General features: G+C 41.3%; 11 protein-coding genes and 1 tRNA gene. 9 read left to right on the forward strand and 3 right to left on the reverse strand.

The window, feature by feature from the left end:
* Window positions 1-15 precede the first annotated feature (15 nt).
* The 3 genes from V7K48_RS22745 to V7K48_RS22755 all read right to left on the reverse strand — a co-directional run bounded on the left by V7K48_RS22745 (window position 16) and on the right by V7K48_RS22755 (window position 2914).
* Entirely contained in the window at window positions 16-1098 is a 1083-nt protein-coding gene (locus V7K48_RS22745) for a glycosyl transferase (RefSeq protein ID WP_335075586.1), read from the reverse strand.
* A 14-nt stretch (window positions 1099-1112) separates the two neighbouring features.
* The gene (locus tag V7K48_RS22750) at window positions 1113-1637 is read right to left on the reverse strand and encodes an ATP-binding protein (protein ID WP_335075588.1); all 525 of its coding nucleotides are present in this window, start codon (window positions 1635-1637) and stop codon (window positions 1113-1115) included.
* 86 nt (window positions 1638-1723) lie between these two features.
* Entirely contained in the window at window positions 1724-2914 is a 1191-nt protein-coding gene (locus tag V7K48_RS22755; RefSeq protein ID WP_335075590.1) for an aminotransferase class V-fold PLP-dependent enzyme, read from the reverse strand.
* Between the two features lie 231 nt (window positions 2915-3145).
* Between V7K48_RS22755 and V7K48_RS22760 the strand changes: the two genes are divergently transcribed.
* The 9 genes from V7K48_RS22760 (at window position 3146) to V7K48_RS22800 (ending at window position 15446) form a co-directional block, all read left to right on the forward strand.
* Window positions 3146-4606: a TM0106 family RecB-like putative nuclease gene (locus tag V7K48_RS22760; RefSeq protein WP_335075592.1), complete on the forward strand. Its 1461-nt coding sequence runs from the start codon at window positions 3146-3148 to the stop codon at window positions 4604-4606.
* Between the two features lie 373 nt (window positions 4607-4979).
* Entirely contained in the window at window positions 4980-6164 is a 1185-nt protein-coding gene (locus V7K48_RS22765; protein ID WP_335075594.1) for an esterase-like activity of phytase family protein, read from the forward strand.
* A gap of 329 nt (window positions 6165-6493) precedes the next feature.
* Window positions 6494-8116 carry a serine/threonine protein kinase gene (locus tag V7K48_RS22770; protein WP_335075596.1) on the forward strand — a complete coding sequence of 541 codons (1623 nt, stop codon included), beginning with the start codon at window positions 6494-6496 and terminating at the stop codon, window positions 8114-8116.
* A gap of 101 nt (window positions 8117-8217) precedes the next feature.
* A complete protein-coding gene (locus V7K48_RS22775; protein ID WP_335075598.1) occupies window positions 8218-9744 on the forward strand; it encodes a serine/threonine protein kinase in 1527 nt (508 codons plus the stop codon).
* A 118-nt stretch (window positions 9745-9862) separates the two neighbouring features.
* Window positions 9863-9936: transfer RNA gene (locus V7K48_RS22780), tRNA-Asp, on the forward strand.
* A 474-nt stretch (window positions 9937-10410) separates the two neighbouring features.
* On the forward strand, window positions 10411-11856 hold the full coding sequence (gltX, locus tag V7K48_RS22785; protein ID WP_335075599.1) for a glutamate--tRNA ligase: 1446 nt from the start codon (window positions 10411-10413) through the stop codon (window positions 11854-11856).
* Between the two features lie 223 nt (window positions 11857-12079).
* Window positions 12080-12574 (forward strand): hypothetical protein, encoded by a 495-nt coding sequence (locus V7K48_RS22790; protein WP_335075601.1) that lies wholly within the window; start codon window positions 12080-12082, stop codon window positions 12572-12574.
* A gap of 291 nt (window positions 12575-12865) precedes the next feature.
* Window positions 12866-14752, forward strand: a complete 1887-nt coding sequence (ftsH2, locus tag V7K48_RS22795) for an ATP-dependent zinc metalloprotease FtsH2 (RefSeq protein ID WP_335075603.1) — start codon at window positions 12866-12868, stop codon at window positions 14750-14752.
* 514 nt (window positions 14753-15266) lie between these two features.
* Window positions 15267-15446 (forward strand): hypothetical protein, encoded by a 180-nt coding sequence (locus V7K48_RS22800; protein ID WP_335075605.1) that lies wholly within the window; start codon window positions 15267-15269, stop codon window positions 15444-15446.
* Window positions 15447-15817: the final 371 nt, after the last annotated feature.

Consider the following 15817-nt stretch of genomic DNA (forward strand, 5'->3'; position numbering starts at 1 on the left):
GCCTTTTTAAGATTGTTAAGTTTTTTGTAAATAATTAAGAATAGCATGAGTGATCGCTTCATTACCATCCTTAGCAATTGGTTGAGATTGCTTTGGTGGTTGAGGTAACTCACCCAGAAAATCCCAAATCCCTTGAAAAAACTCAGATGGGGTAATAATTTGATGCTGATTATAATTAGTTATGCCTTTTACTAAAAGAGTTGCTTCAGCAAAGTCCTCACGCGGCATCGTAACAATTGGTACTCCTAGTAGTGTGGCTTCAGCAAAAGTGCTGTAACCAGGTTTAGAAACGACTCTTCCACAAATAGGCATAAAATCCACAGGGCGGTATTTACGGTCATTAATTTTTACTAAATTAGGTAAATCAGGGGCAAATTGATCAAAGACGAGAAATTGCCAATCTGGAAATTGTCGCAGGTTCTCATAGGGGATTTGCTGTAAACCCAAGCCGCCAAAAGTCAACAAAATAGTTTTTTCAACTGGTGTATTTATTCCCCAAAAGGAGCGTAAATCATCAGCAGAGTAACGGGGGGAACCGCCTGTTAAGCCGACATCTGTGATATTGTTAAAAGCCTGCATCGGTTCATGGAAGGGTAGACGAAACAGGCGATCGCACTTTGAGTAGCAATCACTAATCCAATCGGCAACTGCGGTAAATTCACCCCCCCAATCTCGGTAGATCAAGTCCCAACCAAAGTTACTCATCATCCAGCAGGGAATATTTGCAGCTTTGGCAAACCCAGGAGCCAGGAAGGGAATATCTGCCAAGATGAGATTAACGCGATTTTGGCGGATAAAATTGCCTTCTGAGGCGATCAGCGAATTTTGATGCTTCTTAATATGGAGCAACTTTTCTAAAGTGGCTACTTTATCCATTGTCAAACTATCGGTTTGCACTACACCCAAATCAAATGCACGAGGACGATAGATAAAATCACCTTCTATATAGCACTCTAGCAACCAGCGTGGGGCAGTACTCACTAGAATTAACAGAACTTCTGGACATAATTTTTGAATTGTCGCAGCTACAGAAGCCGTGCGGGTAGCATGACCAAAACCGTGGTTAGTTATGGCTATGTATAAAATTGGGCGTTCCATTTTATAGTTAGGAGTTATAAATTATTAAATGTAGAATGTAATTGAGTCTCTAGCCAATCTTTGATAGTGTATTCATTCTTGAATAGCAAAATATTTTCATCTACTTCCGGAGGCTGAAAATTTTGTATTAGTTCTGCAAAAATCTCCTCTTTGATTCCTTGGCGTTTTTTAGTATGTTCATTCATTTGCCTTCTTATGTAAATTTCCTTTAGCGGAACATCGAGGTAAATTACTTTGCTTTTATAATCATGTCGTTTGGCGACCTCTCTAAATCTGTCACGCAACCAACGAAAACAGCTTGTATCATCGAGAATGATATCTTGTTCTAGCTGCATTAAATTGTTTAAAATACCAATTGCGATCTGGTGAGTATTTTCCCACTCTTCAACGGGAATACCATCTCCACCAAAACCAAGTCCTCGCTCTTTATTGATATCATCCAGACTTACATATGCACAGTTTAGGTAATCGACTATTGCTTTAGCCAAGGTACTTTTACCGGAAAATGCCAAGCCATAAAGTAAATAAAGGGTTTTCATTTAGTTCAGCAGAGTTAAGTACAGCTTCTGAGCTTGAGATAGCATAACGCACTAGTGAAAGTGCGTTACAGCACACCCTACTTATCCTACATTTGGCAAAAACTTTGAATCGCCTCAATCAATTGGTCGATTTCCGATTCTAAAGTAAAGTAATGCACGCTGGCGCGTATACAGCTAGGATCGGCAATTGTCCGAGTTAATATCCTTTGTGAGTCTAAAAATTGCACTAACTTGAGACTAGCTTGGGACTGATGATTTATTAGTTGAAAAGAGACTATACCGCTTTCAGGTGGGGAAGTTCGTAGACATTTGACATCGGGTAACGTCACTAAGCGCCGCCAGAGGTATTCACTGTTTTGGCAAATTTGCTCGTAACGTTCCTGTGAGGTTCCCCATTGCTGATGGATTGCGATCGCCTCCCGTAACCCAACATACAACGGATAAGCTAATGTAGACACTTCGTATCGTCGCCCATCTGGAAGCCAATCTACAGGCTGAGATTGACTATCTACAACAATGCCATTCAAGCCAATAAATGTAGGTTTCAGGCTTTCTCGTGCTTCTGGTCGAACATACAAACCACCAGCACCCGCAGGGCCACATAACCATTTGTGACCAGTGAAAGCATAAAAATCTACTCCCAATTCAGTCAAGTTTAAAGGCAACAAACCAACAGATTGGGCAGCATCTATCAGTAGTGCAGAATGATTATTTCTGCATACTTCGGCAATTTTATCAAGAGGTAAAACTTGACCAGTATTCCAGAAAACATGACTTAATATCACAAGACGGGTATTAGGGCGCAAGTGCTGGATGATAACTTTTACGGGGTCGCCCTCATTTAAAGTCGCTTTCAGAGGACAGGTAGTAACTTCCACAGCGAATCTCCGCGCGATTTCCTGGGCTGTGGCAATCACACCTGGGTGTTCGCAGTCCGAGAGCAGCATATGGTCGCCAGCTTGCCACTCAATGCCCCACATGGCGATATTACAGCCAACAGTGACATTCTGGCTGAGGGTAATTGTTTCGCTTGGTGCATGTAACTCCGAAGCGATCGCTTCTCTTGCAGCTTGAGTCTGGGGCGCTATCCAGCGATACGCCTCATTGCCAAAGGGGCCTATGTGCTGAACATGAGCTTGAGTTTGGGTCATAGCATCCATTGCCTTTTGGGGCATCGGCCCTTGTCCCCCATAATTGAAATAAGTCTTATTCGCTAAAGCGGGAAATTGCTCTCGATGGCTATGCAACCTGGTTTGTGCAACAGAAGTACTGATCATACCAATTTTAGATTTTAGATTTTGGGCTTCGGCTTACCTCGACTTCGCTACTTTGGCTTCGCTCAGCACGAGTCGGTACAAGTCGCTCAGTCGAACGATTTTGAATTAGTCAAAAGTCATTAATCATTGATCATTAGTTTTTCATCTCCCTGATCTCTCTCGTCTCCCCCACTCCATTATTAATTGTCTGAGTTACTCCCAGAGTGTGCTAATTCTTGTTAACTTAAAAGGATGCTAATTAATGCTGAACTCCTACTGCAATACCAACGCTGTAAACGCCGACCTTTTCTAGATATCCACGGTGACAAAAGTCAGCGCGATGCTCCCAATGAGTTGCTACGAAAACTGCAACAGGACAAAATCGCTCATCAGCTGAGTGCTTTGGCAAAGGTGACTTATCATCAACCAGATTATTCATACGGAAACTGGGAAAACGCCCAGAAGGCAACTTTAGAATTAATGCAGCGTGGGGTTGAGTACATCTATAAGGGAGTACTGTTAGCAACTTATTCTGAAGGATACACCTTACTGAGTCGTCCAGATTTACTTGTGAAACAACCAGGACAATCCCATTTTGGAGATTGGATCTACGTCCCGGCTAGTATTGAACTGGGTAAGCGCCCTAAACAAGAATATCAAGTTGTCGCTGCATTTCATGTCCAAGTGTTGGCAACAGTGCAGGGAGTTGCACCTAAAACAGCTTTGCTCATATTGCGAACTAAAGATACAAGTTATGCGGTGGATCTGTTCAAATGGACACCACGGATGCAGCAGATTCTGGAGGAGTTTATTCAAGTTTTAGAGTTACCGAATCCGCCAGAGGTATTTATTGCTCGGCAAAAGTGCAATCTTTGCCATTGGTATAGTCAATGTTATGCTGTTGCTCAATCTGAAAAACATCTCTCACTCTTACCAGGCATAACACCGATTCGCTACACTCAACTCCAAGCTCTAGCCATCACCACACTAGAATCTCTGGCCAACACTAGTCCCACTAACCTAGAAAATCTGCTTGGTTTCGACAGTGAAGTAGCGCCCAAGCTAGTAGTACAAGCTCAATCTGCACTGGAAAGACGACCCCTAATCTTACCCTACCCGCTACCAATAGAAGATATTACATTCACAGCACCCATAGAGCTTTACTTTGATATTGAGGCACAGCCAGACTTAGATTTAAATTATCTTTTGGGGGTTTTGGTTGTTGATAGACTTGCCAACACAGAACAGTTTTATTCGTTTTTAGCAGATAAACCAGAAGACGAAGAATTAGTTTGGCAGCAATTTTTGGATTTGGTTTGGCAATATCCCGAAGCGCCAATTTATCATTTTTGTGTCTACGAGTTTGATACAGTCAAACGGTTGGCAAAGCTTTACAAAACTCCCTACGCCTCAGTGCGTCCTGTACTGAATCGATTTGTGGATATATATGAACAATTAACCCAAAGCGTAGCATTGCCCGTAGAAAGCTATGCCCTGAAAGTGATCGCTCGTTGGTTAGGATTTGAGTGGCGGGAAAAAGAAGCTAGTGGTGCTAAATGTATTTACTGGTATGATCAGTGGCTAGAAACAGGCGATCGCACCTTACTAGAAATTATCCAAAGCTACAACGAAGATGATTGCCGCGCTACCCGCAGAGTGAAAGATTGGCTTGTCAACTTTTTTCAGGATGAATATGGTTTGCGACTAGCTTAAGTAATTTTGGATTTTTTAAAGGGCACACAGTTCTGCATTAGTGTCAACTTAAGCTAAAACACTCAATTTCCCGTCGTTTTAGATCCCCCAACTCCCTTTTTAAGGAGGCATTCGATTCTAGTCCCCCCTTAAAAAGCTACGGTAGTGTACACAAGTCGAAAAAAGCTCGATTTCCTTTTGTTCTCTCGTTCCTATGCTCCGCATGAGAACGAGGAAAGCCTGATCAAACTAGGTTTTTAGGGGGGTGGGGATCAAAAATCTAGGTGGTACATCGAAAAATTTCACTCTTCTTTTCAGACTAGGCTTTCACGTTAAGTTGATACCAATGACAGTTGTGCGTACCCACTGCGTGTTGATTTAATCAAAAAATTCTATGCAGCTAATTAAAAAAATCTTTGCATTTCCACGAATTCTTTACTTTTTGCTCCCAATTATAATTATTACCCTCTTATTCACAAATTTATTTACAAATACTGTTGAAGTCAGTAGCATAGAGTTGATCGGGGAAGCCACTTTACCAAAAGGTTTAATCTTTAAAAAAACTGAAGTTGGAGGTTTATCTGGAATTACCTATGATCCAAAAAGCAACCTTTATTATGCTATTTCTGATGACCGTGGACAAAAAGCTAATGCCCGTTTCTACACCCTGAAAATCGACTTAAGCAAGGGTTACCTACAAAAAGGTGGAGTTACTCCGGTCAGTGTGACCACGGTATTAAAAGACGATGGTCAAACATTTCGCCCTGGTGAAAGTGATACAGAAGGTATTGCATTAACTAATAAAACAACTGTATTTATTTCTTCCGAAGGCAATGCTGGAAAATTAATTAATCCTTTTATTAAAAAGTTCTTACTATCTTCTGGCAGAGAAATTGCAACACTTCCTATACCAAATAAATTTTTGCCAGATAAAAGTAGTAAAAAAGGTATTCGCAACAATTTGGCTTTTGAAAGCCTCACCATCACACCCGATAAAAAGCATCTATTCACAGCTACAGAAAATGCTCTAATTCAAGATGGTGTTGCAGCTAAACCTAACATCGGTAGTCCTTGCCGCATTTTGCAATACAACTTGCTCAACAACCAGCCAGAAAAGGAATTTCTTTACCAAACTGAACCAGTTACACCATTTTTGAATCTGATTGGCAAGTTTGCTAGTGGATTACCTGATTTACTTGCTCTTGATAATCAAGGACACTTCCTAAGTTTAGAACGGTCTTTTACTGGTTTAGGATTTGCTATTTCCCTGTTTCAGGTTTCTTTAGAAGGAGCTGATGATATTCATAAGATTGATAGCCTTTTAGCAGTTGACTCCAAGAATATTAAACCAGTTCAGAAAAAACTGCTATTAGATTTGAGAACCCTAGATGTACTGCTAGACAACATTGAAGGCTTAACTCTTGGATCTAAACTACCCGATGGTCAGCAATCATTAATTCTCGTTGGTGACAACAATTTCAACTCCCTGCAACGCAGCCAGATACTAGCCTTTAAAATTAAAATTGAAACACCATTAATCAGATTATTACGCCGTTTACTCCCGAATCTCAATCGTTAGCTATACAGAGATGAAGGAAGGTGCGTAGGCATAGCCCGTCGTAGACATTGCGCCTTTACTGCTATTTACTTGTTTCTGATTATTCCTGTGTATTCACGGAATTTACTAGGCAACTTGAACTAGCCAATTTATAGTTTCAGTGTAATTTCTCAACCATATTCATTAATAAATCTGTTATATAATGTTTAGGAAATTTTACATAGAGATTAACGATGATTATAGTATATGATTAATTTCCGATAAATTATGAGATTTATTAAATTTGAATTTAATAATTAGCTAGACTTATTAAAGTATTTTGCCAACAATATTTTTCATAAATGATTTTTATGCCAGAAAATAAAATTGAGAATATGGTAGGGCAAAAAGCAGAGTTAGACGATTACATTGGACAATTTTTAAATAATCGCTATTTAATTAGAGATTTAATTGGCAAAGGGGGAATGGGTAGAGTTTATTTAGCAGAAGATACTGCAAAAGGTGGTATGCCAATCGCAGTCAAAATTTTATCACTCAGTTTGGTGAACCAGCAAATGTCTCAACGCTTTGCCAGAGAGATTTTTATTGGCGCTCAATTGGGTCGCAAAAGTAAACATATTGTTCGCATCTTAAGTTATGGCATTACTGAGGATAAGACTCCCTTTTATGTAATGGAATACCTTCAAGGAAAAAATCTCAAACAAATTCTTAAAATTCAGCCCTTAACAATATCAAAGTTTTTGGAGATTTGTAATCAAATTTGTTTAGGTTTACAATGTGCCCACCAAGGTATTAGCCTAAAAGGAGAGATTTATCCTATTGTTCACAGGGATATTAAACCAGAAAATATATTCATTAGTGAAGATAGTAAACAAGGAGAAATTGTTAAAATACTAGATTTTGGCATTGCCAAGTTTTTAACAGAGCGAAGTGGGATGACCCTGACAGATTCTTTTATTGGTAGTTTGCCTTACTGTTCTCCAGAACATATGGAAGGGCGCAAATTGCTAGATGTTCGCTCTGATATTTACAGTTTGGGGGTACTAATGTTTGAGATGCTGACAGGAAAGCATCCATTTCAGACAAAAAGTAACTCCTTTGGTACTTGGTATCAAGCCCATCGCTTTCAAATGCCACCTACAGTTGAAGAAGTAAATCCACAAGTCAAAATACCGCAGGTATTAGAAAAAATATTGATGAGTTGTTTAGCTAAAGAAGTAAGCGATCGCCCTCAAAATGTCAACCAAATATTAAAAGATTTAGAAAAGGTTAGTATTCAGCTTAATGATGTTATTCCTAGCAATAGCAGTGAGACTATTCAACTTTCGTGTCCGGTTCAATTAGTACCTGCAACATTATTATCAGAAAAAGAGTGTTTGCAGAAAAATTGGCCTAAAAATAAACCAATTGCACCAATTGGATTTTCCCATTTACTACATACTACTCAAAGACCTATACCAACTTTTTGGGCAATGTTGCCCAAACAAGAAATGATAAAATTTTTGGATAAAATACATGGTACTGAATTTATTAGTCAAATGAATGTATACCCGATGCTATTATGGGTTACAGTCCTATACAATGCCGAGCCTTCTCTGACTAAATGGCTACCTTGTTTTTTAGATTTGAAAGATAATAAAGGGCAGAAAATAGCGCGTAGTTTAGCAGAAGTAGGCTACTATCATCTATTATTTTTTGCCCTAGAAGATCCAAACCGTTGCTCTCATGTAACGACTTTAAGCCTCACGGCTAACCAGCGCCAGCAACTTGTAGATTGCTTAGAAATGAGTCAACAGTTGAATGAAACAATTTTGCCTAATCAAGCCAAAAATCTTCTTCAAACAGAGTATGAAAAACTGAAATTAGATATCTTACGAAAGTTAGCCGTCGAACAAAAATCTGAAAAAGAAGGTTCAAAAAATTGGATGGCTAAATTTTTTAAAATTTTTTTTAAAATTTTATCACATCATTGAAAGTCCGCTATCAAAATTAAAATCTTTGCCGCTATTACCTAATGATATTCTTATGTGTGTATTGCTAACTTTAAATAGACTCAGCAGCAGAGGTGATCAAAGTGAATCAAAGCCTATTTACATCTCCAAGTAGTACGGGCTTGCTTGCCAATCGTTATCAACTTAAGCAATTAATTGGCAGCGGCGGCATGGGTGAAGTTTTTTTAGCAAATGATATTTTGTTAGGAGGTATACCAGTTGCTATCAAGTTTTTGACTCAAACTGTGGTCGATACCAAGATGCAACAAGCCTTTGCTCATGAAGCTTTAATGAGTGCAGCTTTGAGTCAAAAGAGCATACATATAGTGCGGGCGTATGATTATGGTGTAAATGAGAAAGGAAAACCATACTACGTTATGGAATATTTATGTGGCAAGAGTTTAAAGGATTTAATTCCGCTGCCTTTGCCCATGTTTTTGACTCTCTCCCGCCAAATTTGTTTAGGCTTACAGTGCGCCCATCAAGGCATTAACATTGATAGCAAAATTTGTCCATTGGTTCATAGAGATATCAAGCCTGCCAATATATTAGTTATTCCCGATCCAATATTGGGTCAGTTAGTTAAAATTCTCGATTTTGGGATTGCTAGATTTTTAAATTATACATCAAAAGCTAGTACAAATAGGGGATTTAATGGCACTTTGCCTTACTGTTCTCCAGAACAGCTAGATGGGGAAAAATTAGATAGTCGCTCTGATATTTATAGCCTGGGTGTGATGATGTTTGAAATGCTCACAGGCAAAAAACCTTGGGAACCAGAAACTGATTACTTTGGTGCTTGGTATAAAGCCCATCAGTTTGAACAACCAAAAGCGATCGCAGATGTAAAACCCACTCTTAAATTACCTCAAAAGCTAAATAGTTTAATCATGGCTTGTCTTGCTAAAAAAGCAAGTGATCGCCCCCAAAATATCGCGGAAATTCTGCAAGTCTTAAAAAGTTTAGATCAGTCCAATTGTCCCAGTATTCCTACAACTTTAGCCTCTAGTTCCATCCTTAACCATCCCTTAGATTCTGGATTACCAATCACAGTAGAACAAAGCTGTCGGCAACTTTTATGGCCTGAAAATAAACCAATTCAAGAAATTGTTTTTCCCCAGCTTCTAGATACTACACAAGGATCTATGACAGCATTATGGTTGATGTTGCCTAACCAAGAAATCAAAAACTATGCCCTTTCTACCCGTTACAACCAATTTATTTTCATAACATCTCCTCACCCAATGCTGTTGTGGGTGAGTATACTTTACAATCGGCAATTAGCTCCTAAGTGGCTACCTTGCTACCTAAATATGCAAAATCCCCAAAATCTTAGGGTGGTAAGTTTCCTGGCTGAAAATGAACGCTACCCTTTGATTCTATTTACCCTAGAAGCACCACATTCCTGTACAAGTGTTCTCAGCAGTCGCATCGAGCTAACTCAGCGGCAAATGTTGAAAACCTGGGTGCAACAGAGTCATAGTCTACCACCCGCTTCTCAACCCCAGTTGAGCAAACAGCTATTAAAGCAGCAGTATAAACAAATGCAATCCCGGATATTGCAACATCTGGAATCAGAGCCACAGGTTGTATTATCAGGTTCTATTTAATGAAAAATTTCCCCCAAGGAGCGATCGCCCGCTCAGGGGACGGGTAAAAATAATTCCCAACTCCAAAAGACTTGACAAGTAGAAAATAAATAGCGATAATAGCAAAGTTGCCAAACAAGGGACTGTAGTTCAATTGGTTAGAGCACCGCCCTGTCACGGCGGAAGTTGCGGGTTCGAGCCCCGTCAGTCCCGTTCCAAGTTATGAGCAGTAAGTCCTGAGCAATATAGGAATTTGGCATTGCTTATTTGCTAGTTGTTAAACCTGCATTTTTTTGACTGTGCCGATTTTAGATTTTAGATTAAAGAATTGAAGAATTAAAGCCTCGACTCCGCTCGGTTTTAACAATGAGCGCAGCCGTAGTGTTAAAAATTATTTCGGTTCATGGCCCGCCTCATCGATTTCGGATTTGGGATTTAAATTGAAAAATTGTTCAAATAAAAACACGGCGGTCTCTAAGTATTTTCTTCCAATCTAAAATCTAAAATTTAAAATCTAAAATTGATTGCCCTACACCTTTGTGGTCAGGGTCAATCCAAAATCCAAAATCCAAAATCCAAAATCCAAAATCCAAAATCCAAAATCCAAAATCCAAAATTGATAGACTCAGGATTCAGGGTTTAAATATAAGCTACATTTATCAAGCTTTGCGAAAGAGAGAATCAACTGTGACTGTCAGAGTCCGTATTGCACCGAGTCCAACTGGAAATTTACATATTGGTACAGCTAGAACGGCTGTATTTAACTGGTTATTTGCCCGCCACCAGGGTGGAAAATTTATCCTGCGAATAGAAGACACAGACCTAGAGCGATCGCGTCCTGAATACACTGACAATGTTCTTGAAGGACTGCGCTGGCTAGGACTTAACTGGGATGAAGGACCATTTTTTCAATCCCAACGTCTGGATCTTTATAAAGAAGCAGTACAAAAACTGCTAGATCAAGGATTAGCCTATCATTGCTACACCACTTCCGAAGAACTAGAGGCTCTAAGAGAAGCCCAAAAAGCTAGAGGTGAAGCTCCTCGCTATGACAACCGTCACCGTAACCTCACCCCAGAACAACGCGCCGCATTTGAAGCAGAAGGTCGCTCCTCTGTGATTCGCTTCAAAATCGAAGATGGGCGGGAAATTGTCTGGAATGACCTAGTAAGGGGAAAGATGTCTTGGCGAGGTAGCGATTTAGGTGGTGATATGGTCATCGCCCGCGCCTCAGAAGAAGGTAGTGGTCAACCACTGTACAACTTTGCAGTTGTAGTGGATGACATCGATATGCAAATCACCCATGTCATCCGGGGAGAAGACCACATCGCCAACACCGCCAAGCAAATTTTACTGTATGAAGCAATGGGTGCAAAAATCCCAGAGTTTGCCCACACGCCGCTGATTTTAAATTTGGAAGGGCGCAAGCTTGCTAAGCGAGATGGTGTTACTTCCATTTATGACTTTCAGCAAATGGGCTTTACTGCTGAAGGTTTGGTGAATTACATGACATTGCTGGGTTGGTCGCCACCAGATTCAACACAAGAAATATTTACCTTAGAAACAGCAGCTAAGGAGTTTGGTTTTGAGCGTGTAAATAAAGCAGGTGCAAAGTTTGACTGGGCAAAACTTGATTGGTTGAACAGTCAGTATATCCACAATACGCCAGTAGATAAACTCACAGATTTACTCATACCCTACTGGCAAGCGGCTGGGTATAAATTTGATGGTGGAAGAGAACGCCCCTGGTTAGAACAGCTAGTAACTTTAATTAGCCAAAGCTTGACTCGTTTAGTAGATGCAGTAGCTCAAAGCCAACTGTTTTTTAGTGACACAGTTGAATTTAGCGACGAAGCTAGTACACAACTGAAGCAAGAAGGTTCTGCTGCTGTGCTTGAAGGGATTGTCACAGCTTTAGAAAATCAGCCGCAACTGTCAGAAGCCGCTGCCCAGGACATTATTAAACAAGTGGTGAAAGAGCAAAAAGTCAAAAAAGGCTTGGTAATGCGATCGCTCAGAGCAGCCTTAACTGGAGATGTTCATGGCCCTGATCTGATTCAATCTTGGTTACTACTAAATCAGATTGGTTTAGACAAGTCGCGCTTGAGTCGGGCATTAACAGCAGCTAATTAGCGATTACTTCCAGATTTTAGAAATATTTTAGATTTTAGGGGCGCACGTTTGTGCGCCCCTATCCATAAGGTAGAGCAACTATGGCAACAAGAAATCATTGACTAATTACTAATGAATTATCCCCAATTTTAAATCTAAAATAGGTAGTCAATTATCCTCACATTGGGAACTTGGTATGTAAAATTCATGTCTTCAAAAACACTTAGAAGCAAACGTAATTACAATGCCGACAAAAGCGCTCAATAGAGGGATGAGATTATCGTTCATGATAGTTACGCTCTTCATCATATCGACAGTTAATGCTGTGACTGATGCTCAGGAAGCGCCAACGATATTTGGAGATGTCACCATTGGCCCCCAGTTTTCGCCAGACCCCCTGACAGTTCGCGGGATGAGTGGTGGTTCAATATCTGGGAGTCAAGTAGCTGGCAGAAGTGAAACAGCCACTGGCCCTTGTACCGGATTTGTTGATGAAACACCAGACCACACATTAGTGCTAACAAGTAAATTTGACTACCTGAAGCTGCAAGTGCAAAGTCCTGAAGACACCACCATGATTATCAAGGGGCCCGGTGGTACTTGGTGCAATGACGATTTTGATGGCAAAAATGCCGGCATTGTTGGTGAATGGTTGGTTGGAAGTTACCAAATTTGGATTGGTTCCTACCAAAATGACAAGTATCTTCCTTACACTATACAAATTACAGAAGTTAAGTAGGAAAAGTCCTTATATTGAAGAGACAGGGAGACACGAGAAAATTTCTTGGCGTCTCTCCCTTGTTTGCGCCGCCTTTTCTCGTGCGATATTGTATTAAAATTAAGTTAACTTTGATTAAGATTCTTGTTGGCATCGCCATAATGCCCTAATCGCCTTATGGCAGTGCATGTAGGAGATCAAATTAAACAAAATGGATTTATAGACATCCGTTTAACAGCTTAAAGTGACAGAATGATGAACATTCGGTTGCTCAGGCTGATGAGTTGTATAGGCATCTAGAGGCAAATTAACATGAAATTCTCTTGGAAAGTCCTAGTACTCTGGACATTGCCGGCTTTGGTAATTGGCTTTTTCTTCTGGCAAGGGGCTTTTGCAGGCGCTCCTGCTGACATGAGTAAGAATGCAGCCAACACCCGCATGACTTATGGTCGCTTTCTAGAATACTTGGACGGCGATCGCGTCAGCAGCGTGGATCTGTACGAAGGCGGTAGGACAGCAATTATAGAAGCCCGCGATCCAGACATCGAAAATCGTGTCCAAAGGTGGCGTGTGGATTTGCCTGTTAACGCTCCTGAGTTAATTAGCAAGCTCAAAGAAAAAGCCATTAGTTTTGATGCTCACCCCATGCGGAATGATGGCGCAATTTGGGGATTGTTGGGCAATCTCGTGTTTCCAGTTTTATTGATTACCGGGCTGTTCTTTTTGTTCCGGCGTTCTAGCAACCTCCCTGGCGGCCCAGGTCAAGCGATGAACTTCGGCAAATCCAAAGCGCGTTTCCAAATGGAGGCGAAAACTGGGGTCAAGTTTGATGACGTAGCCGGGATCGAAGAAGCTAAGGAAGAACTGCAAGAAGTCGTCACCTTCCTCAAACAGCCAGAAAGATTTACCGCTGTGGGCGCACGCATTCCCAAGGGAGTACTGTTAGTTGGGCCTCCTGGAACTGGTAAAACTTTACTAGCAAAAGCGATCGCTGGCGAAGCAGGCGTACCTTTCTTCAGTATTTCCGGTTCGGAATTCGTGGAAATGTTCGTTGGTGTCGGTGCATCCCGTGTCCGCGATTTGTTCAAGAAAGCCAAAGACAACGCCCCTTGCATCATCTTCATCGATGAAATCGATGCTGTTGGACGCCAACGGGGTGCTGGGATCGGTGGCGGTAACGATGAGAGAGAGCAAACCCTCAACCAATTGCTCACCGAAATGGATGGGTTTGAAGGTAATACAGGGATCATTATTATTGCTGCCACCAACCGTCCCGACGTACTAGACTCAGCCTTGTTGCGTCCCGGTCGTTTTGACCGACAAGTAACAGTCGATCCGCCCGATATCAAAGGGCGTTTGGAAATCTTGCAAGTCCATGCGCGGAATAAGAAACTAGACACTAGCGTATCCTTGGATGCGATCGCTCGCCGCACTCCTGGATTCACTGGTGCTGACTTAGCCAATTTACTCAACGAAGCGGCTATTCTTACCGCTAGAAGACGCAAAGAAGCTATCACTCTCCGCGAAATTGATGATGCTGTAGATCGGGTAGTTGCCGGAATGGAAGGTACTCCCTTGGTAGACAGCAAGAGTAAGCGCTTAATTGCCTACCACGAAATTGGACACGCCTTAGTTGGGACTTTGTTAAAAGATCATGACCCAGTGCAGAAAGTCACGCTGATCCCACGAGGACAAGCACAGGGTTTGACTTGGTTTACTCCCAACGAAGAACAAGGGTTAATTTCTCGTTCCCAGTTGAAAGCGAGGATTACTGGTGCTTTGGGTGGTCGTGCCGCTGAAGAGGTGATTTTTGGAGCTGCCGAAGTCACAACTGGCGCTGGTGGGGACTTACAACAGTTGTCAGGAATGGCACGGCAAATGGTGACGCGGTTTGGGATGTCAAACTTAGGCCCACTTTCCTTAGAAAGCCAACAGGGAGAAGTATTTTTGGGTCGTGACTGGACAACCCGATCTGAGTATTCCGAATCCATTGCCTCACGCATCGATGCTCAAGTCAGAGAAATTGTTGAACAGTGCTACGACAACGCTAAGAAGCTTATCCGTGATCATCGCACTGTCACCGATCGTTTAGTCGATCTGCTCATCGAAAAAGAAACCATTGACGGCGAAGAATTCCGCCAGATTGTGGCTGAGTACGCTGAAGTCCCTGAGAAGCAGCAGTACGTACCACAACTCTAATAGTTGATTCTTTTCTGGGCTAATACCTGGAAATCAGCAAAAAAGCAAAAAATCGAATGAGGATGCTATGTGGCATCCTCATTTTTTTAGCTCTACCGGAAATTTTAGGCAAAAAATCATTATGTAGCAATTTGTGGTAAAACAATTAGAGCTTTCAAAAGCAATAAGCTCGAACAAATGATAATACTGCCGCAATGTAACTATTCACATCTGAAGCAGGAACTAGATAGATTTTTGCGTCAACCATTTCAAAAAACTTTCTGGGGAATTGTTTGTTTAATAGTTTTGTTTAGTACTGGTTTTGTATCTGTGAACGCAGTACAACCATTACGTAAGCCTTCACTGTGGCAAGTTTATCAGCACTCACTCAAGTCAGCAAAATATGTTGACTTGACTCATACGTAGGCGTAGCCCGTCGTAGACATCGCTCCGGCAATTCCTGTATGGTCAGGTTTTGGCCCATCCAAGTTTGCGCCTGCCATCAAATCTAGATCAGGTGCCAGAAACAGGCGCATTGATCACTATTGGGTATCCCAAATTCAAAGGTGGTTTGAGAGGTTATGCACGTTACATTGCTATCTGTCCGCCAAACTGGAAATACGGCGTATCAGTAGGTCAAATTCCGGAATCTCCCCTGCAAAAAGCAGATAAACCCCTGCACTGGGATACAAAATTGGGTGTACGGGTACGGTGAGATGAAGCAATTCAGTTATTGCTTCCTCTCTACCAGACGCTGAACGCGAACACTTGAATGATCAGCGATCGCTTTTAAAAGCTGACTGCTTTTGATATACGATGTCTGCGACGCTCGAATGCGAACAGCGTATCGCAGACAAGACTCGCTACCGCTTCTCTACAAAACCAAACGCTATCGGTGACGCAACTACCAATTCAACTACTTTGTTTAATGCTGTCTTTTAAACCCTTTGATTTCTGATAAAAATCCGAAACTGGGAACATGGCTATTGTATATAGAACCCATTTGATATCTTTTAGGCGAACAAGTAGAATCGACACGAACAGGTGAATTCAAACAGGTAAGGAGTGAAAATGGGGTATTCAAGC

The organism is Nostoc sp., assembly GCF_036919615.1.
Classification (GTDB): domain Bacteria; phylum Cyanobacteriota; class Cyanobacteriia; order Cyanobacteriales; family Nostocaceae; genus Nostoc.